The sequence below is a fragment of the Methyloceanibacter methanicus genome (assembly GCF_001723285.1).
Taxonomy (GTDB): Bacteria; Pseudomonadota; Alphaproteobacteria; order Rhizobiales; family Methyloligellaceae; genus Methyloceanibacter; species Methyloceanibacter methanicus.
Genome location: NZ_LPWG01000011.1, coordinates 381,558 through 404,068 on the forward strand (window position 1 = coordinate 381,558; position 22,511 = coordinate 404,068).

A 22,511-nucleotide genomic window follows, 5' to 3' on the forward strand; every position below is an offset into this window, starting at 1 on the left:
GACGTCAGCGCACCCTAGCGCGTCGGCATCGGCTCGTCGCCACGATAATCGTAGAAGCCGCGATTGGTCTTGCGTCCGAGCCAGCCGGCTTCGACATATTTCACAAGCAGCGGGCACGGACGGTATTTGGAATCCGCGAGCCCCTCATACAGGACCTGCATGATCGACAAGCAGGTGTCGAGTCCGATGAAATCGGCAAGCTGCAACGGGCCCATCGGGTGGTTCGCGCCAAGCCGCATGGCCGTGTCGATCGCATCCACGGAGCCCACGCCCTCGTAGAGCGTATAGACCGCCTCGTTGATCATCGGCAGCAGAATGCGGTTGACCATGAAGGCCGGAAAATCCTCCGACACCGCCATGGTCTTGCCGAGGCTGCCCACGAGCTCCTTGGCGCGCACGAACGTTGCATCGTCGGTCGCGATGCCGCGGATCATCTCGACCAGTTCCATGACCGGAACCGGGTTCATGAAATGCATGCCGATGAAGCGTTCGGGCCGGTCCGTGGTGGCGGCGAGGCGGGTGATGGAAATGGAAGACGTGTTCGTGGCCAGGATCGCGTCGGGCTTCAGAAACGGGCAGAGCGCGACGAAGATCTTGCGCTTGACCGTTTCGTCCTCGGTCGCCGCCTCGATCACGAGGTCCGAGTCCGACAGGCCCTCGTAGGTTTCCGCGAACGAAATCCTGCCAAGAGCCGTGGCCCTGTCGTCTTCGCTGATCTTTCCCTTGGAAACCTGGCGCGTCAAATTCTTGTCGATGGCCGCGATGGCCGCGTCGTACGCGTCCTTGGACAGATCGTTGATGGCTACATCGTAACCGCTGAGCGCCACCACATGTGCGATGCCACGACCCATCTGGCCCGCGCCAACGACACCCACTTTGCGAATAGGCTCCACTCTACGCTCCTGCTTCGAAACCGGACCGGCAAAGCGATCCGTGCATCGTTCTTTGCCCAGTGCGACACGCGCTCATCGCGCGCCTAGTCTCCGTAGCCTGCCTTCTTCAACTCGTCATTGAGTTCGGGAAGGACTTCGAACAGATCGCCGACGAGACCATAGTCCGCGACCTGAAAAATCGGGGCTTCGGCATCCTTGTTGATCGCAACGATCACTTTGGAGTCCTTCATGCCCGCGAGATGCTGAATGGCGCCCGAAATGCCGACAGCCACGTAGAGTTCGGGCGCGACCACCTTGCCCGTCTGTCCGACCTGATAGTCGTTGGGCATGAAACCGGAATCGACCGCCGCGCGGGACGCGCCGATGGCGGCGCCGAGCCGGTCGGCCACCGGCGCGATGAGCTTCTCGAAATTCTCGCCGGACTCCATGCCGCGGCCGCCGGAAATGACCACGCGGGCGGACGTGAGTTCCGGCCGCTCGCTCTCGGTGATCTCCGCGCCGACAAAACTGGACGACGGCACCTCCTCGCCGGCGCTCACGGTTTCGACGCTCGCCGAACCGCCCTCGCCCGTGGCGGCAAAAGCCGTGGTGCGCACCGTTGCAACCACGGTCTTGTCCGAGGTCTGGACGGTCTCGAGTGCGTTGCCCGCATAGATGGGCCGCACGAACGTATCGGGCGACTTGACTTCGACGATATCGGAAATCTGCCCGACGTCGAGCAACGCGGCAACGCGCGGCAGCACGTTCTTGCCCATGGTCGTCGCCGGTGCGAGCAGCACCGAATAGTTTGCCATGAGCGGCACGATTGCCGCCGCCGTGTCCTCGGCAAGCCGGTGCGCCAGGTGCGGCGCGTCGGCCAGCAAGACCTTGCCGACACCTTCGAGCTTGGCGGCCTCGTCGGCCACCGCCTGACAGCCCTCGCCAGCCACCAGAATATCCACGTCGCCTCCGAACGCCCGCGCGGTGGTCAACGCCTTGGCGGTCGCCGGTGCGAGGGTCTTGTTGTCGTGCTCGGCAAGCAGCAGAACCGCCATTACAGAACCCCCGCTTCGTTCTTCAGCTTGTCGACAAGGGTCGCGACGTCGTCGACCTTGATGCCGGCTTCGCGGGCCTTGGGCTCCGCAACGCCAAGCACCTTGAGCCGCGGCGCCACGTCGACGCCCAGATCCCCGGGCGTGGTCTCGTCGATCGGCTTCTTCTTCGCCTTCATGATATTAGGCAGCGAGGCGTAGCGCGGTTCGTTCAACCGCAAATCCGTGGTGATCACGGCGGGCTTCGTGAGCGAGACGGTCTCGAGGCCCCCATCGACCTCGCGGCGCACCTTCACGCGATCGCCGTCGAGTTCGACCTTCGAGGCGAACGTGCCCTGCGGCACCCCCAAGAGCCCCGCGAGCATCTGCCCCGTCTGATTGCAATCGTCGTCAATCGCCTGTTTGCCGAGAATGACCAGATCGGGCTTCTCGTTCTCGACCACGGCCTTCAGAACCTTGGCCACCGCCAGCGGCTCGACGGTCTCGTCGGTCTTGACCAGAATGGCGCGATCCGCACCCATGGCGAGCGCCGTCCGCAGGGTGTCCTGCGCCTTCGCGCCGCCGATCGTCACGGCCACGATTTCGCTCGCATCGCCGCGCTCTTTCATGCGGACGGCTTCCTCGACCGCGATCTCGCAGAACGGATTCATCGACATTTTCACGTTGGCCAGGTCGACGCCGGTCCCGTCGGACTTCACCCGGACCTTCACGTTGGAATCGATGACACGTTTGATGGGTACTAAGATTTTCATATGGTCTTTTTGGTCCCCGAGCGGGTTTGACTTGCCCCAAAGCCAGTATCTCGCACGTGCGAAATGGCGGCGACCGTAAAGCCCGAAATCACTCAAGTCAATGGTGCCACGGGGCACCCGAATAGCACCTTGGGAGTGCTTACGCGCCGCCCCTCGTGCGGTCGAAAAGAACCACGCCGCGGCGTCGCATGAAGAGGATCAAGAGGGCCCCGGAGACCAGTCCGCCGAGATGCGCCCACCACGCGACGGCCTCTTCGCTGGCAAAGAAGAGATTGGCCACCTGCGCCAGGATCCAGATGCCCAGCGCCCAGGCCGCGGTGATGCGGATGGGAATGCGCCAAAGCGCCAGAACCCAGACTTTCACCTTGGGATGCAGGATCAGATAGGCCGAGATGACCCCCGCCACGGCGCCCGAGGCCCCGATCAGCGGAAGGTCTGAATGGGGAAGCATGTAAATGTGGGAAGCCGCGGCGAAGATCCCGCACATCAGGTAGAACATGACGAAGCGGATATGCCCCATCGCGTCCTCGATATTGTCGCCGAACACCCACAGAAACAGCATGTTGCCGATCAGGTGAATCCACCCGCCATGCAGAAACATATAGGTGACAAGCGTCAGCCGCTCCGGCACCAGCACGGCCCCGGACGCAAGGAAGGCGGTGTCTCCCCCGGCATTCGCGAGCAATTGTGCGGGCACGACCGCAAAGGCGGTGAGATTTTCATCGTCCAGCGGAATGAACCAGCCCGTCTGCAGGATCGCATAGACCGCGACGTTGATCACGATCAGCGCCACCGTCACATAGGGATAGTTGATCTTCTTGAGAGGGTTGGTGTCGTGAAGGGGGACGAACATGCGTGCGACCCCCGGCTTCAGCGGTTTTGACCGGGCACCCACAACACATCGGAGGCGCCCTTGTCGTTTGCGTAGCGCGCCGCGACAAACAGGAAGTCCGACAGCCGGTTGACATAACCGACAGCCTGCGCGCTCACCGGCTCGTCGGGCCGCGCCGCGAGCGCGACGACCAGGCGCTCGGCGCGGCGGCAAACGGTACGGGCCAAATGCAAATACGCCGCGGCGGGCGTCCCGCCAGGCAAGACGAACGAACGGAGCGGCTCGAGCGCGCCATTCATCTCGTCGATCTCGGCTTCGAGGCGTTCGATCTGCGCCCCGCTCACGCGGAGCGCCGCCTCGCCTTTCTTCATGTCCTCAGGGAAACAGAGGTCGGCGCCGAGGTCGAAGAGGTCGTTCTGAATCCGCGACAGCATCGCGTCGAGGTCCGGGGCGAACGCACCGGTATCGAGCCGCGCGAGCCCGATGGTCGCGTTGGTCTCATCGACGGTGCCGTAGGCCTCCACGCGCAAATCGTATTTCGCGACACGGTCGCCCGTGCCGAGCGCCGTCGTACCGTCGTCGCCGGTTCGCGTGTAGATCTTGTTGAGCTTGACCATTGTGCCCCGGGTCGGGGGGCTTGCCGAACGCAAAGCCCTCGTCTTGAAGAACCAGCGTAGCCCCGTCCAACAAGGGGTCAACCCTTGCCTAGTGGGGACGCGTTCCCGCTAGATAGGCAATCGCCATGGCAACCAGAAGGGCGGCGAGCTGCAAAATAACGCGGGCCCGCATTAACTTCTGGCTGAGATTAGGATTTCCGCCCCGAAGCATGTTGAACAGACCGACGACCAGAACGATGACGACGAGCGCCACGGCAAACGGCAAGATCCAGCGAAGTACGTATTCCAAAGAAAGCCTCCCGGCGTGCCCTTAAGTCACGGGCAGCGTGTGGGCGCATGTGGGCGCCAAGCCGACAACTCTAGTTCTTCGCCGCGATAAAATCGAGCGCGCGCGCGGGCAAAACGCGCCGCAAAAAGGCGCCGGTGTAGGTCGGAACGGTCACGTAATACCGCGTTTTCGGCCACCTTGACTCAAGCGCATGAACCAGCTTCCCGCAGACGGCCTCCGGCTCCAGCTTGAACGCCATCTGTCCGCCGTCCTCCATCTTGGCGAGGCGGACCCGGTAGACATCGCGATGGGGCGAGTTCTCCATGTCGATATGGCGCTTGTAGTATTTGATCGCCGTCTCGACGAAACGCGTGGCGATGGGGCCCGGCTCGATGAGCGTCACGTGGATGCCGGTGCCCTTGAGTTCCATCCGAAGCGTGTCGGTCAGCGCCTCGATGGCGAATTTCGAGGCGCAATAGGCGCCGCGATAGGGCGCCGCGACGAGGCCGAGAACCGAGGAGCACTGAACGATGCGTCCGTGGCCTTGCGCCCGCATCGGCGCGATCAACCGGCGCGTCAGATCGTGCCAGCCGAACACATTGGTCTCGAACTGGGCACGCAGCGCCTCGGTCGGCAGATCCTCGATCGCCCCGGCCTGCCCATAGGCACCGTTGTTGAACAGCGCGGTCAGCGTCCCGCCCGTCGCCGTCAGCACATGGTCCGCCGCCGCGGCGATGGAGTCCGGTTCGGTGTAGTCGAGATAGAGGCTCTCGACGCCGACCTCGTGCTTGAGCCGCGCCAGGTCCCCGGGTGCGCGCGCCGTGGCGAAAACGCGCCAGTCGCGGTCCCGCATCGTCTGCGCGGCGGCAAGCCCGATCCCGGACGAGCAGCCGGTGATGAGGACGGAACGCTGGGGCATGGTCTCTCCTCTAGCCGGCACCGGCATTCAGCGCCCACAAAGCGAAATTCAGCCCGGCCGCGAAACCGACCCACAGAAGGTAGGGCACGAGCAGGAGCGCGGCCACGCGGCTGACCCGGTCGAAGAACACCATCGTCAACACGATGGCCACGAGCAGCCACAAGATCACGGCGAGACCCGCGATCGGACTGTGCATGGAGAAGAAGGCGAACGACCAGGCCACGTTGAGCACGAGCTGGATGGCAAACCAGGTCAGCGCGGTCTTCTTGTCGCCCTCCTCGGCCCGCGCGCGCCATACGAGCCATGCCGACACCGCCATCAGCGCGAACAGGATCGTCCATACGATGGGGAAGACGCTGTTGGGCGGTGTGAAGCCCGGTTTCTCGAGCGTTGCGTACCAGCCGAGATTGGGCGTGGTGAGTAGGCTGCCAAGAAGCGAGGCGGCGAAACAGACGGCCAGCGCGACGCCCAGCCCGATCAACGATTTGGTGGCCTGCGCCATCGTTCAACCTCTCCCAGTGGACGCGTCCATCAACTACACATTGCGGCTAATAACAACTTTCGCTAGAAATAGTGACAGCAAAGCTCAACTTTTCCGTGTGGCTCGAAGGGAACGCAAATGAGTCAAAGCACTTGTGCGGCGAAAAAAAGCGCCAAGGAAAACCTAGGAAAAAATCTAGACGTTCTCAGCATAATATATGTCGTTTCGTATACGCTCGGATACTCGGCGCTTGTCAAAATTTTTCCTCATGATCATAGACTTTTTACAACAGATGGACTGTTGCTCATTGGGGCAGCCTTAGTATTATTTCTAACGTCTATACGGTTCTTTTGGTCAGTTGGGGTCATAGAGGCCTGCATCGTTGAACGAATAGACAAGAGCAGCGACATAAGAGAAGACGACGGATTTAAAAAAAGAATCAGATTTATAATGCTGTTTGACGTTCCGTGTTTGCTGGCTCACTCATTCATATTTTACGTTTTGTGCGAGTATCTATACAAAATAGCCGAATGTATCTTAGGAGACCCAGCTAAACTTGTTGAGACCGTGCAGCAATGCCCTGCTACCGAAACAATGTTTCATATTCAAATATTTTTGTTCATCTTCTCCGTGCTTCTGATCGTGAATGCGATATGGCTCTTCACATTACGCACTGAGGGCAACGAAACGTTCGCAGAGTTTTTTTGGATGATAAGCAACGCGGTAACAGCGGCGTTGTCCATCATCGTTATTATTTTTGCTCCTTCGCACATGAGTTACACCTCGGTGATGACCCTAGGCCTTGTGCTGTTTATGGCAAACACCGTTGCTGACCTCTGGTGTTGTGCGCGCATCTACACTGTCGATCGGCTCGGGAAGCCGCGTATTTTGGGTTGTGATTGTCGGCTGTCATGGCTCAGCGCACTATTCGCAGGACGACACCAAGGCTGATCCAAGGCTGCTGATACGTGACGAGCTCAACTGCGTGCTCTCATTGCTCGAGCAGACGCCTTGCGATCACATGGGCCTGGATCTCGGCCGCGCCCTCGAAGATCGACAGGATGCGCGCATCGCACAGCACCCTGCTGATCGTGTATTCGAGCGCGAAACCATTGCCGCCGTGGATCTGCAGCGCGTTGTCGGCGGCGGCCCAGGCCACGCGCGCGGCGAGGAGCTTGGCCATGCCCGCTTCCAGATCGCAGCGCTCGCCATGGTCCTTCTTGCGCGCCGAGTAGTAGGTGAGCTGACGGGCGAACAGAATCTCGGCCGCCATCATGGCGAGCTTGTCGGACACGCGCGGGAAAGTGATGATCGGCTTGCCGAACTGAACCCGCTCCATGCCGTAGCGCAGGCCGATATCGAGCGCGGATTGGGCCACGCCGATGGCGCGGGCGGCCGTCTGGATGCGCGCCGCCTCGAAGGTCTGCATGAGCTGCTTGAAGCCTTGGCCCTCGACGCCACCGAGAAGATTCGCGGCCGGCACCTCGAAGCCGTCGAAGGAAATGTCGAATTCCTTCATGCCGCGATAGCCGAGCACTTCGATCTCGCCGCCGGACATGCCGGACGCCGGGAACGGATTGTCGTCCGTGCCGCGCGGCTTCGGCGCGAGGAACATGGACAGGCCGCGATAGCCCTTCTCGTTGGGATCGGTGCGCGCGAGCACCGTCATCAGGTCGGCGCGGGCGGCGTGGGTGATCCAGGTCTTCTGGCCGGTGATCTTGTAGACGTCCCCGTCCCTCACCGCGCGCGTCGTCAGCGAGGCCAGGTCGGAGCCCGTGTTCGGCTCGGTGAAGACGGCCGTCGGCAGGACTTCGCCGCTCGCGATCTTCGGCAGCCATTCCTCTTTCTGGGCGTCCGTGCCGCCATTGTGGATCAGTTCCTCGGCGATCTCGGAGCGCGTGCCGAGCGACCCCACGCCGATATAACCGCGGGAGAGTTCCTCGGAGACGACACACATGGCCTCCTTGCCGAGGCCGAGGCCGCCATATTCTTCCGGCAGGGTCAGCGAGAAAACGCCAAGCTCCGACATCTGATTGACCAGTTCGAGCGGAATGTACTCGTCCTTGAGGTGCCATTCCTGCGCATACGGCACCACCTCCGCCAAGGAGAAGCGGCGCATTTCGTTGCGGATTTCCTCGTAGGTCTCGTCGAGACCGGGATCGCCGAAATTGGCCGCCGCGGCGCTGTCCGCGTCTTGGATCAGCGTCGCCACACGGGCGCGCATTTCCGGCGTCACACCCTGGATCAGCGCGACCACATTGTCGGTCAGGAACGCCTCTTTCGCCGAGTCGGGCACGCCGAGCTCGTGCAGGCGCACGACCTCGCCCTGGCTCATGACGACGCCGCCGGCGAGCTGGGCCAGATATTCGCCCACGACGATCTGGGTCAGCAGTCCTTCGAACTCGCCGAAACGCCCCTCCTCGGTGGTGCGCTTGGCATATTCGGCCATCTGGCGAATGCCCTCGGCATAGGTGGTGATCCAGGCAAGGCCGTGGGCGATATGCTCTTCGCGCTCCAGCGCGGCATTGTCGATCTTGCCGTCGGGCGCGAGCTTGGCCTTGACTGCCTCGGTGGCGGCACTGTTCAGGGTTCCCGCGCCTCGGCAGCGGCATCCAAAAGCGGGAGTAGGCGGGCGGGCGTGGTTTCGGTGGCGGTCAACGTCTGGTTCCTTAAAAAACGAACGAAATCGAATTTGCCACAACGAAGCCCGACCAGCGGCGGGAGTCAAATCCCAACTGGGGTCTCAAGCACACGCAGCGCCCGCAAACATGGCCCTGGGCCGCCGCGCGCGGCACAGTTGTGGCGCCAAACGCGCAAACGCCCCGGACAGGGCTGTCCGGGGCGCGCCGAAGGCTGTCGAAACAGCCGAACTCGGAAGATGGCGAAGCTCGGGCCAAGGTCTACGACTTGCCGTGCATCTCCTCGCTCGCCTCGATCACGTCCTCGAACGTGCGAAGGCCCGTGACCGGGGCGCTCACCAGCACCGACATGTTGCCGGGGCGATGCTCGTTGTTCCACATACGCATATGCGCCTTCGGGATCTGGTCCCAGGGGAACACTTCGGACATGCACGGATCGACATGACGCTCGATGACGAGCTTGTTGGCCATGCTCGCCTGCTGCAGATGCGCAAAGTGCGAGCCCTGGACGCGCTTCTGATGCATCCAGACATAGCGCGCGTCCATGGTCAGGTTGTAGCCGGTGGTACCCGCGCAGAACACGACCATGCCGCCACGCTTCACGACAAAGGTGGACACCGGGAAGGTCGCCTCGCCGGGGTGTTCGAACACGCAATCCACGTTCACGCCCTTGCCGGTAATGTCCCAAATGGCCTTGCCGAACTTGCGGCATTCCTTGGCCCAGGCATCGTATTCCGGCGTGCCCACCTTCGGCAGCTGACCCCAGCAGTTGAAATCCTTGCGGTTGATCACGCCCTTGGCGCCCAGCGACATCACGAAGTCCCGCTTGTCGTCCTCGGAAACGACGCCGATGGCGTTGGCGCCCGCGGTGGCACAGAGCTGAATGGCCATGGATCCGAGGCCGCCCGAGGCGCCCCAGACCAGCACGTTGTGACCGGGTTTCAGCGTATGCGGACGGTGGCCGAACAGCATGCGGTAAGAGGTGGCGAGCGTCAGCGTATAGCAGGCCGCTTCTTCCCAGGTCAGGTGCTGCGGTCGCGGCAGGAGCTGACGGTCCTGCACACGGGCGAACTGCGCAAACGATCCGTCCGGCGTCTCGTAGCCCCAGATGCGCTGGGAGGTGGAGAACATCGGGTCGCCGCCGTTACACTCTTCGTCGTCACCATCGTCCTGGTTGCAGTGGATGACGACTTCGTCGCCGACCTTCCAGCGCTTCACCTTGGAACCGACGGCCCAGACGATACCCGATGCATCGGAACCGGCGATGTGGAACGGCTGCTTGTGGACGTCGAACACGGACATTGGCTCGCCGAGAGAGGCCCAAACACCGTTGTAGTTCACGCCGGCAGCCATCACGAGAACGAGCACGTCGTGGGAGTCCAGCTCCCAGGTCGGCACCACTTCGACCTGCATGGCCTGATCCGGCGGACCGTGGCGGTCCTGGCGGATCGCCCAGGCATACATGTTCTTCGGCACGTGACCCAAAGGCGGAATCTCGCCGACCTCGTAGAGGTCTTTGATTTCGCCGCGCGGCGCGGCTGCATCCGCGGAAACTTCACCTATCGACATCTCATTCATCCGGTTGTCCCCTCCAGTCCTCTATTTTTGGGGGCGCCTTTTCGCATTCGCGAGAATTGTCTTCGATCCATCTCGCGACTGCAACATGTTTACGGGCCGCAGACCACGCTGCCTGCCCGCGTTGAAAGCGCCGGGGCTCTCTTGGAAATGCCCAAATTTTGGCAGGGCTGCCTTAATCGGTCAGGAGGGTTAGCAAAAAGAATCGCGTCTTGCCAGAGGAAGAATCGGGCAATGCAGCGGCCGCGACCTTGCGCCCGGCGGCGTTTTTGGCGCTTTCAAAGGGCCTCCAGGGCGATTTACAACCCCGTCCAACGGCATATTGCCCGCACGCGCCGGGCATGCTTCGATGCACTGCACACGAACAGGGGACGATTTCGGCAAGAGCGATGAGCGGCAAGATAGACAGCGGCAAGACAGACAGCGACAAGCCCGTGCGCGACAAACCTTGGATGTTCCGCACCTATGCCGGCCATTCGACGGCAAAGGCCTCGAACGAACTCTATCGGAAGAACCTGGCCAAGGGGCAGACGGGCCTGTCCATCGCCTTCGATCTGCCGACACAGACGGGCTACGACTCCGATTCACCGCTGGCCCGCGGCGAAGTGGGGAAGGTCGGCGTGCCGGTGTCCCATCTCGGCGACATGCGCACCCTGCTCGACGGCATCCCGCTTGGCGAGATGAACACCTCGATGACGATCAACGCGCCGGCGGCATGGCTGCTGTCGCTCTACGTCTCGCTCGCGGACGAACAGGGCACGGACAGGACCAAGCTGACCGGCACGACACAGAACGACATCATCAAGGAATATCTCTCGCGCGGCACGTATGTCTTCCCGCCGGACCCCTCCTTGCGGCTCATCAAGGACGTGATCGTGTTCACGAACCAGGAAGTGCCGAAATGGAACCCGACCAATGTGTGCTCCTACCATCTGCAGGAGGCAGGCGCGACGCCGGCGCAGGAACTCGCCTTCGCCCTCGCCACGGCGCAGGCGGTGCTGGACCGCGTCAAGGAGTCGGGCGAAGTCCCCGAGGACAGATTTCCCAAAGTTGTCGCGGCCATCAGCTTCTTCGTGAATGCGGGCGTCCGCTTCATCACCGAGATTTCGAAGATGCGGGCCTTCGTGGACCTGTGGGACGAGATCGCCCGCGATCGTTATGGCGTCGAGGACCCGAAATTCCGCCGCTTCCGCTATGGCGTCCAGGTGAACTCCCTCGGCCTCACCGAGCCGCAGCCTGAAAACAACGTGTACCGCATTCTGTTGTCGATGCTCGCGGTGACCCTGTCGAAAAAGGCACGCGCCCGCGCGGTGCAGCTGCCTGCCTGGAACGAAGCGCTCGGCCTGCCGCGCCCCTGGGACCAGCAATGGTCGCTCCGGCTGCAGCAGATCGTGGCTTACGAGACCGACCTCCTGGAATATCAGGATATTTTCGACGGGTCCGCGGTGATCGACCGGAAGGTCGAGGACCTGAAGGAACAGGCCCGCGAGGAACTCGCCAAGCTCGACGCCATGGGCGGGGCCGTGGCGAGCATCGATTATATGAAGGAGGCCTTGATCGCCTCCAACGCGGCTCGCGTCGCCGATATCGAGCGTGGCGACCAGATCCTCGTGGGCGTGAACGCCTACACCGAAACCGAACCTTCGCCCCTGGACTCCGGCGTCGAAGGTATCTTGACGGTCCCGGAATCGGTCGAATTGGAGCAGATCGCCGCGCTCCAGGCCTGGCGCCAGAACCGCGACACCGCCGCGGCGAACCAGGCGCTAAAGGACTTGAAGGAGGCCGCAAGCGAGGGCCGCAATATCATGCCGCCCTCCATCGCCGCCGCGAAGGCCGGCGTCACCACGGGCGAATGGGGCGCGGTGCTGCGTGAGGTGTTCGGCGAATACCGGGCACCCACCGGGATCGGGGCGGCGCACGAGGTCGACGATGCCCGCATGACGGAGATCCGCGAACTCGTCAGCCAGGTCTCCGGCAAGCTCGGGCGCACACTAACCTTTGTCGTCGGCAAGCCCGGCCTTGACGGCCACTCGAACGGCGCGGAGCAAATCGCCGTGCGGGCCGACGATGTGGGCATGAAGGTCGTCTATGACGGCATTCGGCTGACGCCCGCCGAGATCGTGGCGCAGGCCAAGGAGTCCAAGGCCCACGTGGTCGGGCTCTCGATCCTGTCGGGATCGCACGTTTCGCTCGTGCGCGACGTGGTGCAGAAGCTGCGCGAGGCCGGGATGAGCGACGTCCCCGTCGTCGTCGGCGGCATCATCCCGCAGGAGGACGTCAACATCCTCAAGCAGTGCGGCGCGTCGGCGGTCTATACCCCGAAGGACTTCCAGCTGAACGAGATCATGACCGGCATCGTCGGTCTCGTGGATCAGAACATCGGGGCGCTCGCGGAGGCCGGTATTCCCGTGCCGCCCCTGGAGAGCAAGGAGAAGGCGCCGCTCTAGTCAGGCGATGACCGCGCTCCCAGCCGGCACGAGCGGCACGAGCGCGGCATAGAGCTCGCGCCCTTGGATCGGCTTGTCCACCGAGGCGTTCACGCCCGCTTCGACATAGGCCTGTTCGTCTTCATTGTCCTTCAGCGTGGCGAGCGCAACGATCGGAATATGTGCGCTCGGCGACTCCATCGAGCGGATCCGCTGCGCCAGCTGAAGTCCGCGATAGTCGGGAAGCACCGTGTCCATGAGCACGAGATCGTAGGCGCGCTGGTCCAGACACAACAGAGCGGCCGCGCCCGTCTCGGCGACGTCGAATGTCAGCCCGAACTCGTCCAGATAAGCGCCGATCAAGAGCCTGTTGACCGTGTTGTCCTCGATCAGGAGCACATGACCCGACAGGGCGTCCGCGTGGGCAGCCTTCGGGGCGCTCTCAGGAGGGCTCGGAGGCATCGGCGCATCCAGCATCTCCGCAACGGCCCGCTCCGCTTCGAGGCTGCCGGGCGCCGCACCTTCGGATGCCACGGCGTCGGCGGCATCGAGATCGAGCGCATCGTGCGCGGCCGGCTCGGAGACGACCGGGGCAGCGGACACGTTTCCGTTCTGGCCCGTAGGCATTCCGGTCTCTTTCTCCGCGATCAGCGCCTTGAACGTGAACCAATAGAGCGCGCCCTGCCCCAACGCACTATCGCAAGCCACGCCGCCGCCCATGGCCTCGGCGATCCGCTGTGCGATCGGCAGGCCGAGGCCGCCGTCGGACCGCGTGGTGTCCGTCGAGGGTTGAAACAACGCCGCCAATTGCTCCGGGGTGAAGCCGGTGCTGGTGTCGGTGATGTCGAAACGGATGGTCACGGGCGAAACGGCGTCGTTCACGCTGACGTAGAGGCGGATCGACCCTTCCGCCGTTGCCTGGATGGAGGTCTCCATCAACGCCATGAGAACCTGGCGGACACGCATGGCGTCCCCGACGATGTAGCGGGGACAATTGGCCGCCATGTCCACGCTGCTGGTCAAACCTCTGGCCGCCGCGCAAGCCTGCAAGGCGGACGCCACCTCCCGGACAAGGGCGTGAAAATCGAAGGACTCGACCGAGAAGTCGGCCTCGCCGGACTGAAGCGTGCTGAAGTCGAGAACCTCCGTCAGCGCGCTGAGAATACGGTGCATCGAGTGGGACAAGGTTTCCGCGTCCCGCCGCTGGGCCAGGCTGAGCGGGCCGTCGAGAATCCGGTCGGTCAGTGCCGAGACCGATTCCATCGGCGGACGCAGTTTCTTGCTGACGATGTCGATCAGCCCGAGCGTGCCGGCACTCGCCGCTTCCGCAGCAAGGCGCGCCTGCCGTTCCGTCTCGAGTTGCGCTACCAAACCTTCGATCTGCCCAAACAGATCGTCAGCGCGAAATACGTTGCCTTGCATCTATGCCCCACCGAATGGTCTATTGTTTCTTCCGCTGGCGAAGCATCGCGGAGATGATTTAAAACGCCGCTAAATGGGTTGGTTGACGATTCCCTAAGTCGTCCCTTTAGACTCCGGTAACACTTCCGGTCCCTCTCAGGAGATGCCCGCGCCGACCGGCAAGACGGAAGACACGAGCGCGGGCTTTGCCTAGAAGCACACGATGATCATCTGCTCTTGCACCATCCTCAGCTCGGAGGACATTCACGAAGCGGTCTCGACGTTACGGACGAAGGATCCATTTGTCGTCTTGACGCCCGGGCTCATTTACCGAACGCTCGGCAAGAGACCCAAATGCGGGGACTGCATGCCACTCGTCGTGAAACTCATCGTTGGCTACGACGAAGAGGGGCCGAGTTCGGCGGCCTCGCTGCCCCATCGATCGCCGTTCGACGACACGCCAACTGCAGACTAGCCACGTCGAAAAATCTACCTTATAACCATTCTAAACTAATCTGCGAGATGAGGATCCGATGAAGGGCAACCCAAGGGTAATCGACTATCTGAACAAGGCGCTGACGCACGAGCTCACGGCCGTGAACCAATACTGGCTGCACTACCGGCTGCTGGACGACTGGGGCTACCAGAAGCTGGCCAAGAAGGAGCGCGAGGAGTCGATCGAGGAGATGCAGCACGCGGACAGGCTGGTCACGCGGATCATCTTCCTCGAAGGCTTTCCCAACATGCAGAAGCTCGATCCCCTCATGATCGGGCAGAACGTCAAGGAAATCCTCGAATGCGACCTCAAGGCCGAGTACAGCGCCCGCGCCCTTTACATGGAAGCCCGCGCCGCCTGCCGCGAGGACGAGGACTATGTCAGCATGATGCTGTTCGAAGACCTTCTGAAGGACGAAGAAGGGCATATCGACTATATCGAGACCCAGCTCGGCCTCCTGAGCGACATCGGGGCTCAGAATTACGGCCAGCTCAATGCCAAGTCCGCCGATGACGTCGACGGCGGCGAAGACTAGGTCCAGCACGATCGGTTCGGCTCGCCCAGATAGGTTCGCTCACGCATGACATCATCCGAGCTCGACGGCCCCCGCTTGGCGCCTGCCGCCGGCGGGGCCCCAAAGCAACTTGTCGTCTTCCTCCATGGCTACGGCGCGGACGGAAACGATCTCATTGCGCTCGGAAAAGAGTGGGCGCCGCTCCTGCCGCATGCGGCCTTCGTGTCGCCCCATGCCCCCGAACCTTGCGCCATGGCGCCGATGGGACGGCAATGGTTCGACCTGTCGATGGGGGACATGTCCATCATCGCCGAGGGGGTGAAGCGCGCCGCACCGGCCCTCGATTCGTTTCTGGATGCCGAACTGGAGCGCCAGGGGCTGACGTCCCAGTCGCTCGCGCTGGTCGGATTCAGCCAGGGTACGATGATGGCTCTCGCCGTGGGGCTGACCCGGCAGGCCAAACCGACCGCGATCGTCGGCTACTCCGGCGCGCTGGCCACGATGGAGGGGCTGCCGGCGCCCGGCCAGGGACCCGCGATCCTCCTCGTCCATGGCGACATGGATGAGGTGATTCCGGTCGATGCGATGATCCTGGCGCGCGAGGCGCTCGGCCAGGCGGGACTGAGCGTGCAGTGGCATGTCAGCCGGGGCATTGGCCACGGCATTGACGGCGACGGTCTGCGCCTTGGCGGTGAGTTCCTGAAACAGGCTTTCGCGGCAGCCGGCACGGCGGACTGAGCCCGCCACAATCACATCATCTAGGGTCCTTCACATTCGTGACACGTGCTTATAGTATCTCCCGCGACAACTGAGGTAGAGCCCGAGTGCGACGGGCAACGAAGAGGACTTGAGGGCCTTGAACGTCGCATCCGCATCGGCCGCACCGGGGACATACCCGGCCCTCGTGCTGAATGCTGACTACCGGCCCCTCTCCTACTACCCCCTCTCGCTTTGGAACTGGCAGGACACGGTCAAGGCCGTGTTTCTTGACCGCGTGAACATCGTCTCCGAGTACGATCATGCGGTGCATTCGCCTTCGTTCGAGATGAAGCTGCCGAGCGTCGTCTCGCTGAAGAACTATGTGCGCCCGGCGCTCTATCCGGCCTTCACCCGGTTCAACGTCTTCCTGCGCGACCGCTTCACCTGCCAATATTGCGGCACGGGTCAGGACCTGACCTTCGACCATCTGATCCCCCGCAACAAAGGCGGGCTGACACGCTGGGACAACGTGGTCACGGCCTGCGCGCCCTGTAACCTGGCCAAGGGCGGCGACATGCCGAGCCGCGCCAAGATGTGGCCCGCCCAAGCGCCCTACCGGCCGACTGTGTTCGAGCTGCACCGCAACGGCCGGCTCTTCCCGCCGAATTATCTGCATGAGAGCTGGCTCGACTATCTCTACTGGGATACCGAGCTGGAGCCTTAAGAGCCACGGCCAGTCGAAATCTGCCGCCGCTAGTAGCGGGTGGTCAGGCTGTTCAGCCAGTCCGGGGACGCGTTCACGAGATAGGTCTCGAGCGCCTTGTCCGCGCCGGTCGCCACCAGCAGCCCGACGCTTACGAGCACGATGCCGAGCACCATCTTGCCGCCTTTGCCCGCCTCGGCCAGCCGGCCGCGCCACCGCAGCATCGCTTCGCGCGAGGCGAAGCCCAGGAGCATGAGCGGGAGCGCCGCGCCGATGCCGAAGGCCAGCATGGTCAGAGAAACCTGAGCGAGATCCTCGCCCTTGGCCGCCAGAACGGATGCGGCGCCGAGCGTCGGGCCGACGCACGGCGCCCAGACCGCGCCAAGCAGTACGCCGACGCCGAACTGCCCCCAAAGGCTGTGGCCGCCAAACCCGCCGAAGCGATCGTCGACCCAGTTCCCGACCGGACCGGCCGCCACGGCGACCTGCGCCTGCAGACGCGGGACGAGCAGCACCGTACCCACCGCGATCAAGAGCACAGCCGCCGCCAGACGGAAGACGTCCGTATCGAGACCGATCGCAAAGCCGATCGTGGCCACGAACAGACCGATCGCGGTGAAGGACAGGGCGACGCCCAAGGCGAGCGCCGCCGGCCCCAGCCGGTGCTCACTCTGCGCCGTGCCGAATACGATCGGCAGGAGCGGCAGGACGCATGGCGAGAGCACCGACAAGACGCCGGCGATCAGCGCGAGCCCGAGCGTGGCCGTCATGGCGCGGTTCCAGCGGCTTGCTTAGAGCGTCAAGTCGAGCAGCCCCTCGATGGCCACGGCATTCGTGGACCCCACCGAGCGGACAAGCTCCTGATCACCCTTGAACACGATGAGGGTGCTCTGGGAGCGTACGCCGAGCGCCTTCAAGTCTTCTTTGTCCTTGTCGAAGTCGGCGCGCAGCACCAGCAGATTCTTGTATTTCGGCTCCGCCGTGAGCGCCGCCAGGATCGGCTTCTGGGCCCGGCACGTCGAGCACCATGCGGCATAGACGTCCACGAGGATGGGCTTGCCGGCGCTTTGCGCCTCGGCCAGCGCTTCGGGGCTGTAGGGTTGGACTTCCGCGGCCGACGCGGGCACGGACGCCACAAGCAAGACGGCCACAAGGCCGGCAAACAATGCGCGAATCTGGGTCATCGCAACCTCCAACGGGGTTTCACTCCCCATTTTGGTACCAGCGCGCAGGTGAAAGCCGCCAATCAAGGCGCTTGAACTTGTCGTGAGCGAACGGGATATGGGCCGTGGCCGGCGCCACCCCGGCGATCGGGCTATTGTTGCTTACCCAGCTCGACGGCCTGCTGGTAGCATTTGGCGTGGGCATACCGATCCGCGGTCCGCACGCTCTTGACGCCATCCGCACCCTTCCGGATCAACTCGGCCATCCCCATCCGTGCCGAGTTGACCCCGTAGCACCAGCAGAACCTTTCGTAGAGCTCGCCCTGGAGATAGTCCGGCGCGTCAGAAGGCAGGTATATGTCCGGGTTCTCGAGACACCGCGTGCGCAGCTCTTCGGACTTCTTCTTGATGACTTTGTTCGCCGCCTCCAGGCGATCCGGTCCATCCTCCGGGTCGGCGTTGGCCGAGAGCACGGACAGGCTGAGAAGCCACGCAACGATCAGCACCTGGCACGGGACGGGACTCATGGCTCGCCTTTGATGCAACCACCGTCGGCATCGACCATAGCGCACGACCCGGTCACATTCCAGATCATCGGCGCCGTGCACACGGGCGCCTCACGCGCTCAAAGCCGTGAATTCGGCAAGGTCTGCCCTATCCGGCGCGGCGCGACAGGCCGAAGATCGCAATCCCGGCGAGAACGGCCGAAACCGCCGCGTTCCAGCCCGCGAATGAAAGGCCCAAGAACCGCCAGGCGCCTCGTCGCAGCGGATCACGGGCGTGTCGACAATGCCCTCCGCGCCCCATTCGAGGTTGAACCCGCCGGCGCAGGTGTCCGGACCCGGCCAGAACTTCCACTCGGCGCCGGCGTGATAGATGCCGAGGCCCATGTTGATGAGAAAACCGATCGCGATCAGCAGGAGCACCAGACGGGCAAAGCCGAAGCTCTCCCCGCGCGCGGCGAAGAACGCGACCACGGCTGCGGGCACTCCGAAATAATAGGCGTAGCGCTCTTGGAGACAGAGCGGGCATGGCGCATAGCCCCCGAACTGCTCGAACGCGTGGGCCGTCAGGATGATCAGCAGGGCACCGCCAAAGAGAACGGCACTCACCGCCATCAACTGCCCGGCCAGCGTGTCGCGATCGGTGCTCATGGTCACATCACATATTTGATGAGGACGAAGCCGCCGATCAGCAGCACCACGAACACCACCGAGAGAATGCCGAAATATTTGTCGATGAAGGTCTTGATCGGCGGACCGAACCAATAGAGCAGCCCGGCGATCACGAAGAACCGGATGCCTCGTGCCGCAACGCTGGCAAGCATGAACACGAAGAAGTTCAGTTGGGTCACGCCGCTGGCGATGGTGATGACCTTGTACGGAAACGGCGTCACGCCGGCGATGAACACGATCCACGCGCCATAGTCGTTGTAGCGGGCGGCGAACTCCTCGAACTTCTCGCCATAGCCGTAGAAGTTCAGGATCGGCTCGCCGATCGTGTCGAACAGGAAATAGCCGATGATGTAGCCGAAAATGCCGCCCAGCACCGAGGCGATGGTGCAGATCGCGGCGTACAACCAGGCCTTATGCCGGTCCGCCAGGATCATGGGAATCAGCATGAGGTCGGGGGGCAGTGGAAAGACCGAGCTCTCGATGAACGACACGCCCGCGAGCGCCCAGGGCGCCCGGCGGTGCGTGGCAAGGTCCATCATCTTGTCGTAAGCTCGCCTGAACATCGCGCTTCCTTTAACGGCGTGCCGCCTGCTTGTCTATTCTATCCGTTTGGCGGCTCCACGCCCGTGAAGGCCAGGCAAGCCGGGCCGGCAACAGCCGCGGACGGACTTCAGCTCGAGGATCGATCATGATTTTGACGCGGCGCGACATGTTGGGAACGCTGGCCGTGACCGGGGCGGCCACGCTGATTCCGGGGTTGGGACGGGCTCAAACGACACCGCTCACGAAGCCGATTCCCTCATCCGGCGAGGCCATCCCCATCGTCGGGCTCGGCAGCTGGATCACCTTCAATGTCGGCGAGGACGCGGCCGCCCGCGACGCCCGCACCGAGATCATGCGCGTCTTCTTCGAGGACGGCGGGCGTCTCATCGATTCCTCGCCGATGTACGGATCGGCGCAGCCCGTGATCGGCTATGCGCTCGACAAGATCGGCCACCCGAAGCACCTTTTCTCCGCCGACAAGGTGTGGACTTCCGACGGCGAAGGGGGACCGGCGCAGATCGAGGACTCGCGCGTCCATTGGGGCGTCGACCGTTTCGACCTGTTGCAGGTGCATAATCTCGTCTCCTGGGAAGAGCATCTGGACACGCTGTTTGCCATGAAGAAGGCTGGCAGGCTGCGCTATGTGGGGATCACCACCTCCCATGGGCGCCGCCATGACGAGTTCGAGCGGATCATGCGGGAGCACGACCTCGACTTCGCGCAAGTGACCTACAACATGGCCGACCGTGCCGCCGAGGACCGCATCCTGCCGCTGGCACAGGAGAAGGGCATCGCGGTGATCGCCAACAGGCCGTTCCGCCGCAAGGAGCTGATCGACCGCTTCGAGGGCAAGGACCTGCCGCCCTGGGCGGACGAGATCGGCGCCAAGAGCTGGGCGCAGTTCCTGCTCAAATTCGTCGTTTCCCACCCGGCCATCACCTGCACCATCCCGGCCACCACACGGGTGGACCATGTGCGCGAGAACCTGGCCTCTGGGAGCGCGCCGCTTCCGGACGCGAAGATGCGGGGCCGTATGGCCGACTACATCAAGACCGTCTGATGACGGAGTGGTGGACCTACGAGCCCCGCGATCTTCTGATGTTCTCGCCGGACGTCTATTACCGGCTCTTCGAACTCCACAACGCGGCCGTCTGGCCCGCCCAGATCCTCGCCCTTGCCGGGGGTCTCGTCGGTCTCGTGCTGATCGCGCGGCGCGCATCTTGGGCCGGGCGGGTTGCGGCGGGGGTGCTGGCCGTGGGGTGGGCGGTCGTCGCGGTTGCGTATTTCCACGCCCGCTACGCCTCGATCAACCTTGCCGCACCCTGGTATGGCTGGGCCTTCACGGCGCAAGCCATCTTGCTGGCCCTCAGCGGTGTGGCGCTTGGCCGGCTCGCCTTCACGGCAGACCGCACCTGGCCGCAAAACGTGGGCGTGGCGCTGCTGGTTTTCGCGCTGCTTCTCCAGCCCCTGATCGGCTTGCCCGCGGGCCGTCCCTGGACCGGCGTGGAGCTCGCGGGGCTCGCGCCCGACCCGACGGTCCTGGCCACGCTCGGCGTCGTGTTGGCCGCCGACAGGGTGCGCTGGGAGCTTCTGCCGATCCCGCTCCTGTGGTGCGCCGTCACCGGCGCGACCCTGTGGACTATGGGATCGCCGGAAGCCCTGCTGATGCCCGCGGCCGGCGCCGCCACGCTCCTACTCGGCATCTGGCGGAGCCATCGAGACTGGCGCGACAGCCGGGGCGCCAAGTGTTGACCGGACAGTGTTGACCGGACGCGGCGCTTGACGCATGTTCGCGCCCCTTGGCCCCAGTGGCGGAATGGTAGACGCGACAGACTCAAAATCTGTTGTCCGCAAGGGCGTGCTGGTTCGAGTCCGGCCTGGGGCACCATTCTCCTGAATGATGTTTTCGCAACGCGCCGCCCACGATCACGCGGCGGGCGCTCTCCCCTGCCCGGCCCCGCCGCCCAGGACGAGATCCGCATAGCGCTTCAGTTCGGCGACGTACTTGGGCGCATGGCGGTCGCTTGCGCCGTCCAGATGGTCGGACAGTTTCTCGATCCGCGTTTCCAGCGCGCCCGACCTGACGACGTTGCTGCGGAAAACCGGCGTGACCGTCGCCGTCTCGATATAGGTCTTGTCCGCGCCTGCGAGCGTTCCTTTCGCGAGGGACAGATTGAGCAGAATGCTCAAGGCGATGTAGGGCGCGTCGAACCCCCAGGTGAGCGTCCCCAGCGAATAGGCGATCACAGCGATCCGGTTCGGATCTCTCTTGGTCCGGTAATATTCCACCGGCTGAATGACGTGGGGATGCCCGCCGAGGATCGCATCCGCCCCGTACTCGACGAGCTCATGCGCGGCCGCGACCTGGGTCTTGCGCGGAAAGAACTCGAACTCCCAGCCCCAGTGTAGCGACGCGACGATGAAGTCGCAGCCTTGCGTCTTGCAGTCGTCGATTTGACACTTCACGAGATCGAGTTCGGGCGCCACGAATTTCGAGCTGAGCCGCGATACGTGGATCCGGTATTTCTCGTCGTCCGGCATCTCACGGCCGTTGAGACCAAAGGTTGCCGACGCAAACCCGATTCTGATGCCGTCTTTCGTGATGATCTTGGCGCGACCGTAGTCGTCCCGCGATCGGTTCGTGCCGATATCGACGATGCCGTTCTTCGCAAAGACGGATTGGGTCGTCTCGATCCCTTCGACCCCAAAATCGAACATGTGATTGTTCGCGACATTCAGGGCCGTGAAGGTCTTGCCCCCATAGCCTTTGAGGACCTCGAATTGTCCTTCCGAGCAACATTGCACCGGTGCGCCTCTGTCGCTGACGACTTCCTTTTGCAGCGGTTGCGTGGTGATGGGCGATTCCAGATTGGCGAACGAAATCGACTGTTCGAACAGCAGGTCCGCGACGTTCCCGTAGAGGTCCTCGCTCGAATAAGACAGCCCGTCGGCCTGCACCTGCAAGATGTCGCCGGCGGCGCCCAGGGTGATGACGCGCTCCTTGTCGAACCCCTCCGGGAGCGCGACAATGCTGGCGTCGGTCGCGAGCCATTCGGCGACGCCGTCTTCCATCCGTAGAATAGGATTGGCCGCCTTGTGGACCCAGTAGAAGATGTCGAGTTCGTCCATCTCCTCGAAAGTCGTCGCGGCGTCCTTGTAGGGGACATCCCAGAAGCCGAACGTCTTGGCGAGTTTGAGCGCGGTCTCGAGCGCCGCCCGGAGTTCAGGGGAAGTAATCTCGACCGCCTCCGCAGGCGAATAAGGGAGCGTCTTGCTCATACGCGGTCTCCGGCGCCGGTCCATCCAATCGCCGGACTGCCGCGACTGTACTGGACACGCCTCACCGCCGCGACGGAAAGACGGCACCACCGGCTGGGTGAACAG

25 protein-coding genes and 1 tRNA gene are annotated in these 22,511 nt (G+C 63.2%); 9 read left to right on the top strand and 17 right to left on the bottom strand.

What is annotated here, in order from left to right; genetic code table 11:
- Positions 1-14: 14 nt before the first annotated feature.
- The 8 genes from AUC68_RS09295 to AUC68_RS09330 form a co-directional block, all read right to left on the bottom strand.
- Entirely contained in the window at positions 15-893 is an 879-nt protein-coding gene (locus AUC68_RS09295; protein WP_141701184.1) for a 3-hydroxybutyryl-CoA dehydrogenase, read from the bottom strand.
- Between the two features lie 83 nt (positions 894-976).
- Positions 977-1,927: an electron transfer flavoprotein subunit alpha/FixB family protein gene (locus AUC68_RS09300; RefSeq protein ID WP_069437362.1), complete on the bottom strand. Its 951-nt coding sequence runs from the start codon at positions 1,925-1,927 to the stop codon at positions 977-979.
- Positions 1,927-2,676 (bottom strand): electron transfer flavoprotein subunit beta/FixA family protein, encoded by a 750-nt coding sequence (locus AUC68_RS09305; protein ID WP_069437363.1) that lies wholly within the window; start codon positions 2,674-2,676, stop codon positions 1,927-1,929. The genes AUC68_RS09300 and AUC68_RS09305 overlap by 1 nt, the downstream gene beginning before the upstream one ends.
- Before the next feature lie 139 nt (positions 2,677-2,815).
- Entirely contained in the window at positions 2,816-3,529 is a 714-nt protein-coding gene (locus AUC68_RS09310; protein ID WP_069437364.1) for a rhomboid family intramembrane serine protease, read from the bottom strand.
- Between the two features lie 17 nt (positions 3,530-3,546).
- Complete coding sequence (locus AUC68_RS09315; protein ID WP_069437365.1) at positions 3,547-4,125, bottom strand: cob(I)yrinic acid a,c-diamide adenosyltransferase; 579 nt, start codon at positions 4,123-4,125, stop codon at positions 3,547-3,549.
- 88 nt (positions 4,126-4,213) lie between these two features.
- Entirely contained in the window at positions 4,214-4,414 is a 201-nt protein-coding gene (locus AUC68_RS09320; RefSeq protein ID WP_069437366.1) for a twin transmembrane helix small protein, read from the bottom strand.
- Positions 4,415-4,484: 70 nt separating this feature from the next.
- A complete protein-coding gene (locus tag AUC68_RS09325; RefSeq protein ID WP_069437367.1) occupies positions 4,485-5,312 on the bottom strand; it encodes an SDR family oxidoreductase in 828 nt (275 codons plus the stop codon).
- Between the two features lie 10 nt (positions 5,313-5,322).
- Entirely contained in the window at positions 5,323-5,814 is a 492-nt protein-coding gene (locus tag AUC68_RS09330) for a TspO/MBR family protein (RefSeq protein ID WP_069437368.1), read from the bottom strand.
- Between the two features lie 117 nt (positions 5,815-5,931).
- On the opposite strand from AUC68_RS09330, the gene AUC68_RS09335 reads away from it, so the two are divergent.
- On the top strand, positions 5,932-6,744 hold the full coding sequence (locus tag AUC68_RS09335; protein WP_141701185.1) for a hypothetical protein: 813 nt from the start codon (positions 5,932-5,934) through the stop codon (positions 6,742-6,744).
- A gap of 40 nt (positions 6,745-6,784) precedes the next feature.
- Here the strand turns inward: AUC68_RS09335 and AUC68_RS09340 are convergent, their stop codons facing one another.
- Positions 6,785-8,494: an acyl-CoA dehydrogenase family protein gene (locus AUC68_RS09340; RefSeq protein WP_244500463.1), complete on the bottom strand. Its 1,710-nt coding sequence runs from the start codon at positions 8,492-8,494 to the stop codon at positions 6,785-6,787.
- Positions 8,495-8,693: 199 nt separating this feature from the next.
- Positions 8,694-10,010, bottom strand: coding sequence for a crotonyl-CoA carboxylase/reductase (gene ccrA / locus AUC68_RS09345; RefSeq protein WP_069437370.1), 1,317 nt, complete (start codon positions 10,008-10,010; stop codon positions 8,694-8,696).
- A gap of 386 nt (positions 10,011-10,396) precedes the next feature.
- Here ccrA and AUC68_RS09350 point away from each other — a divergent pair, with 386 nt between their 5' ends.
- Positions 10,397-12,454 (top strand): protein meaA, encoded by a 2,058-nt coding sequence (locus tag AUC68_RS09350; protein ID WP_069437371.1) that lies wholly within the window; start codon positions 10,397-10,399, stop codon positions 12,452-12,454.
- Here the strand turns inward: AUC68_RS09350 and AUC68_RS09355 are convergent, their stop codons facing one another.
- Positions 12,455-13,855 carry a response regulator gene (locus AUC68_RS09355; RefSeq protein WP_069437372.1) on the bottom strand — a complete coding sequence of 467 codons (1,401 nt, stop codon included), beginning with the start codon at positions 13,853-13,855 and terminating at the stop codon, positions 12,455-12,457. It lies immediately after the preceding gene.
- A 202-nt stretch (positions 13,856-14,057) separates the two neighbouring features.
- Here AUC68_RS09355 and AUC68_RS09360 point away from each other — a divergent pair, with 202 nt between their 5' ends.
- The 4 genes from AUC68_RS09360 (at position 14,058) to AUC68_RS09375 (ending at position 16,267) form a co-directional block, all read left to right on the top strand.
- On the top strand, positions 14,058-14,309 hold the full coding sequence (locus AUC68_RS09360; protein ID WP_069437373.1) for a (2Fe-2S)-binding protein: 252 nt from the start codon (positions 14,058-14,060) through the stop codon (positions 14,307-14,309).
- 58 nt (positions 14,310-14,367) lie between these two features.
- Positions 14,368-14,865, top strand: coding sequence for a bacterioferritin (gene bfr / locus AUC68_RS09365; RefSeq protein ID WP_069437374.1), 498 nt, complete (start codon positions 14,368-14,370; stop codon positions 14,863-14,865).
- Positions 14,866-14,910: 45 nt separating this feature from the next.
- Positions 14,911-15,582: an alpha/beta hydrolase gene (locus AUC68_RS09370; protein ID WP_069437375.1), complete on the top strand. Its 672-nt coding sequence runs from the start codon at positions 14,911-14,913 to the stop codon at positions 15,580-15,582.
- 118 nt (positions 15,583-15,700) lie between these two features.
- Complete coding sequence (locus AUC68_RS09375; RefSeq protein ID WP_069437376.1) at positions 15,701-16,267, top strand: HNH endonuclease; 567 nt, start codon at positions 15,701-15,703, stop codon at positions 16,265-16,267.
- Between the two features lie 29 nt (positions 16,268-16,296).
- Here the strand turns inward: AUC68_RS09375 and AUC68_RS09380 are convergent, their stop codons facing one another.
- From AUC68_RS09380 to AUC68_RS09400, 5 genes are all read right to left on the bottom strand, one after another.
- Positions 16,297-17,016, bottom strand: coding sequence for a cytochrome c biogenesis CcdA family protein (locus tag AUC68_RS09380; protein WP_069437377.1), 720 nt, complete (start codon positions 17,014-17,016; stop codon positions 16,297-16,299).
- A gap of 21 nt (positions 17,017-17,037) precedes the next feature.
- Positions 17,038-17,430, bottom strand: coding sequence for a thioredoxin family protein (locus tag AUC68_RS09385; RefSeq protein WP_069437470.1), 393 nt, complete (start codon positions 17,428-17,430; stop codon positions 17,038-17,040).
- A gap of 131 nt (positions 17,431-17,561) precedes the next feature.
- Positions 17,562-17,936: a hypothetical protein gene (locus AUC68_RS09390; protein ID WP_141701186.1), complete on the bottom strand. Its 375-nt coding sequence runs from the start codon at positions 17,934-17,936 to the stop codon at positions 17,562-17,564.
- A 90-nt stretch (positions 17,937-18,026) separates the two neighbouring features.
- Positions 18,027-18,563, bottom strand: coding sequence for a disulfide bond formation protein B (locus AUC68_RS09395; protein ID WP_244500464.1), 537 nt, complete (start codon positions 18,561-18,563; stop codon positions 18,027-18,029).
- Positions 18,564-18,565: 2 nt separating this feature from the next.
- Positions 18,566-19,147: a YqaA family protein gene (locus tag AUC68_RS09400; RefSeq protein ID WP_069437379.1), complete on the bottom strand. Its 582-nt coding sequence runs from the start codon at positions 19,145-19,147 to the stop codon at positions 18,566-18,568.
- A gap of 125 nt (positions 19,148-19,272) precedes the next feature.
- Between AUC68_RS09400 and AUC68_RS09405 the strand changes: the two genes are divergently transcribed.
- From AUC68_RS09405 to AUC68_RS09415, 3 genes are all read left to right on the top strand, one after another.
- Positions 19,273-20,187: an aldo/keto reductase gene (locus tag AUC68_RS09405; RefSeq protein WP_069437380.1), complete on the top strand. Its 915-nt coding sequence runs from the start codon at positions 19,273-19,275 to the stop codon at positions 20,185-20,187.
- Entirely contained in the window at positions 20,187-20,879 is a 693-nt protein-coding gene (locus AUC68_RS09410) for a DUF6064 family protein (RefSeq protein ID WP_069437381.1), read from the top strand. Before AUC68_RS09405 ends, AUC68_RS09410 begins: the two co-directional genes overlap by 1 nt.
- Positions 20,880-20,929: 50 nt before the next feature.
- A tRNA-Leu gene (locus AUC68_RS09415) sits at positions 20,930-21,015 on the top strand.
- A gap of 38 nt (positions 21,016-21,053) precedes the next feature.
- Here the strand turns inward: AUC68_RS09415 and AUC68_RS09420 are convergent.
- Positions 21,054-22,406 carry a CapA family protein gene (locus tag AUC68_RS09420; protein WP_069437382.1) on the bottom strand — a complete coding sequence of 451 codons (1,353 nt, stop codon included), beginning with the start codon at positions 22,404-22,406 and terminating at the stop codon, positions 21,054-21,056.
- Positions 22,407-22,511 lie beyond the last annotated feature (105 nt).

What these genes read in the sequence shown, in the direction of transcription:
- AUC68_RS09300 (WP_069437362.1), bottom strand. Translation starts at nt 1,927, where the DNA reads ATGGCGGTTCTGCTGCTTGCCGAGCACGACAACAAGACCCTCGCACCG.
- AUC68_RS09305 (WP_069437363.1), bottom strand. Translation starts at nt 2,676, where the DNA reads ATGAAAATCTTAGTACCCATCAAACGTGTCATCGATTCCAACGTGAAG.
- AUC68_RS09310 (WP_069437364.1), bottom strand. Translation starts at nt 3,529, where the DNA reads ATGTTCGTCCCCCTTCACGACACCAACCCTCTCAAGAAGATCAACTAT.
- AUC68_RS09315 (WP_069437365.1), bottom strand. Translation starts at nt 4,125, where the DNA reads ATGGTCAAGCTCAACAAGATCTACACGCGAACCGGCGACGACGGTACG.
- AUC68_RS09325 (WP_069437367.1), bottom strand. Translation starts at nt 5,312, where the DNA reads ATGCCCCAGCGTTCCGTCCTCATCACCGGCTGCTCGTCCGGGATCGGG.
- AUC68_RS09330 (WP_069437368.1), bottom strand. Translation starts at nt 5,814, where the DNA reads ATGGCGCAGGCCACCAAATCGTTGATCGGGCTGGGCGTCGCGCTGGCC.
- AUC68_RS09335 (WP_141701185.1), top strand. Translation starts at nt 5,932, where the DNA reads ATGAGTCAAAGCACTTGTGCGGCGAAAAAAAGCGCCAAGGAAAACCTA.
- ccrA (WP_069437370.1), bottom strand. Translation starts at nt 10,010, where the DNA reads ATGAATGAGATGTCGATAGGTGAAGTTTCCGCGGATGCAGCCGCGCCG.
- AUC68_RS09350 (WP_069437371.1), top strand. Translation starts at nt 10,397, where the DNA reads ATGAGCGGCAAGATAGACAGCGGCAAGACAGACAGCGACAAGCCCGTG.
- AUC68_RS09355 (WP_069437372.1), bottom strand. Translation starts at nt 13,855, where the DNA reads ATGCAAGGCAACGTATTTCGCGCTGACGATCTGTTTGGGCAGATCGAA.
- AUC68_RS09360 (WP_069437373.1), top strand. Translation starts at nt 14,058, where the DNA reads ATGATCATCTGCTCTTGCACCATCCTCAGCTCGGAGGACATTCACGAA.
- bfr (WP_069437374.1), top strand. Translation starts at nt 14,368, where the DNA reads ATGAAGGGCAACCCAAGGGTAATCGACTATCTGAACAAGGCGCTGACG.
- AUC68_RS09370 (WP_069437375.1), top strand. Translation starts at nt 14,911, where the DNA reads ATGACATCATCCGAGCTCGACGGCCCCCGCTTGGCGCCTGCCGCCGGC.
- AUC68_RS09380 (WP_069437377.1), bottom strand. Translation starts at nt 17,016, where the DNA reads ATGACGGCCACGCTCGGGCTCGCGCTGATCGCCGGCGTCTTGTCGGTG.
- AUC68_RS09385 (WP_069437470.1), bottom strand. Translation starts at nt 17,430, where the DNA reads ATGACCCAGATTCGCGCATTGTTTGCCGGCCTTGTGGCCGTCTTGCTT.
- AUC68_RS09390 (WP_141701186.1), bottom strand. Translation starts at nt 17,936, where the DNA reads ATGAGTCCCGTCCCGTGCCAGGTGCTGATCGTTGCGTGGCTTCTCAGC.
- AUC68_RS09395 (WP_244500464.1), bottom strand. Translation starts at nt 18,563, where the DNA reads ATGAGCACCGATCGCGACACGCTGGCCGGGCAGTTGATGGCGGTGAGT.
- AUC68_RS09400 (WP_069437379.1), bottom strand. Translation starts at nt 19,147, where the DNA reads ATGTTCAGGCGAGCTTACGACAAGATGATGGACCTTGCCACGCACCGC.
- AUC68_RS09405 (WP_069437380.1), top strand. Translation starts at nt 19,273, where the DNA reads ATGATTTTGACGCGGCGCGACATGTTGGGAACGCTGGCCGTGACCGGG.
- AUC68_RS09410 (WP_069437381.1), top strand. Translation starts at nt 20,187, where the DNA reads ATGACGGAGTGGTGGACCTACGAGCCCCGCGATCTTCTGATGTTCTCG.
- AUC68_RS09420 (WP_069437382.1), bottom strand. Translation starts at nt 22,406, where the DNA reads ATGAGCAAGACGCTCCCTTATTCGCCTGCGGAGGCGGTCGAGATTACT.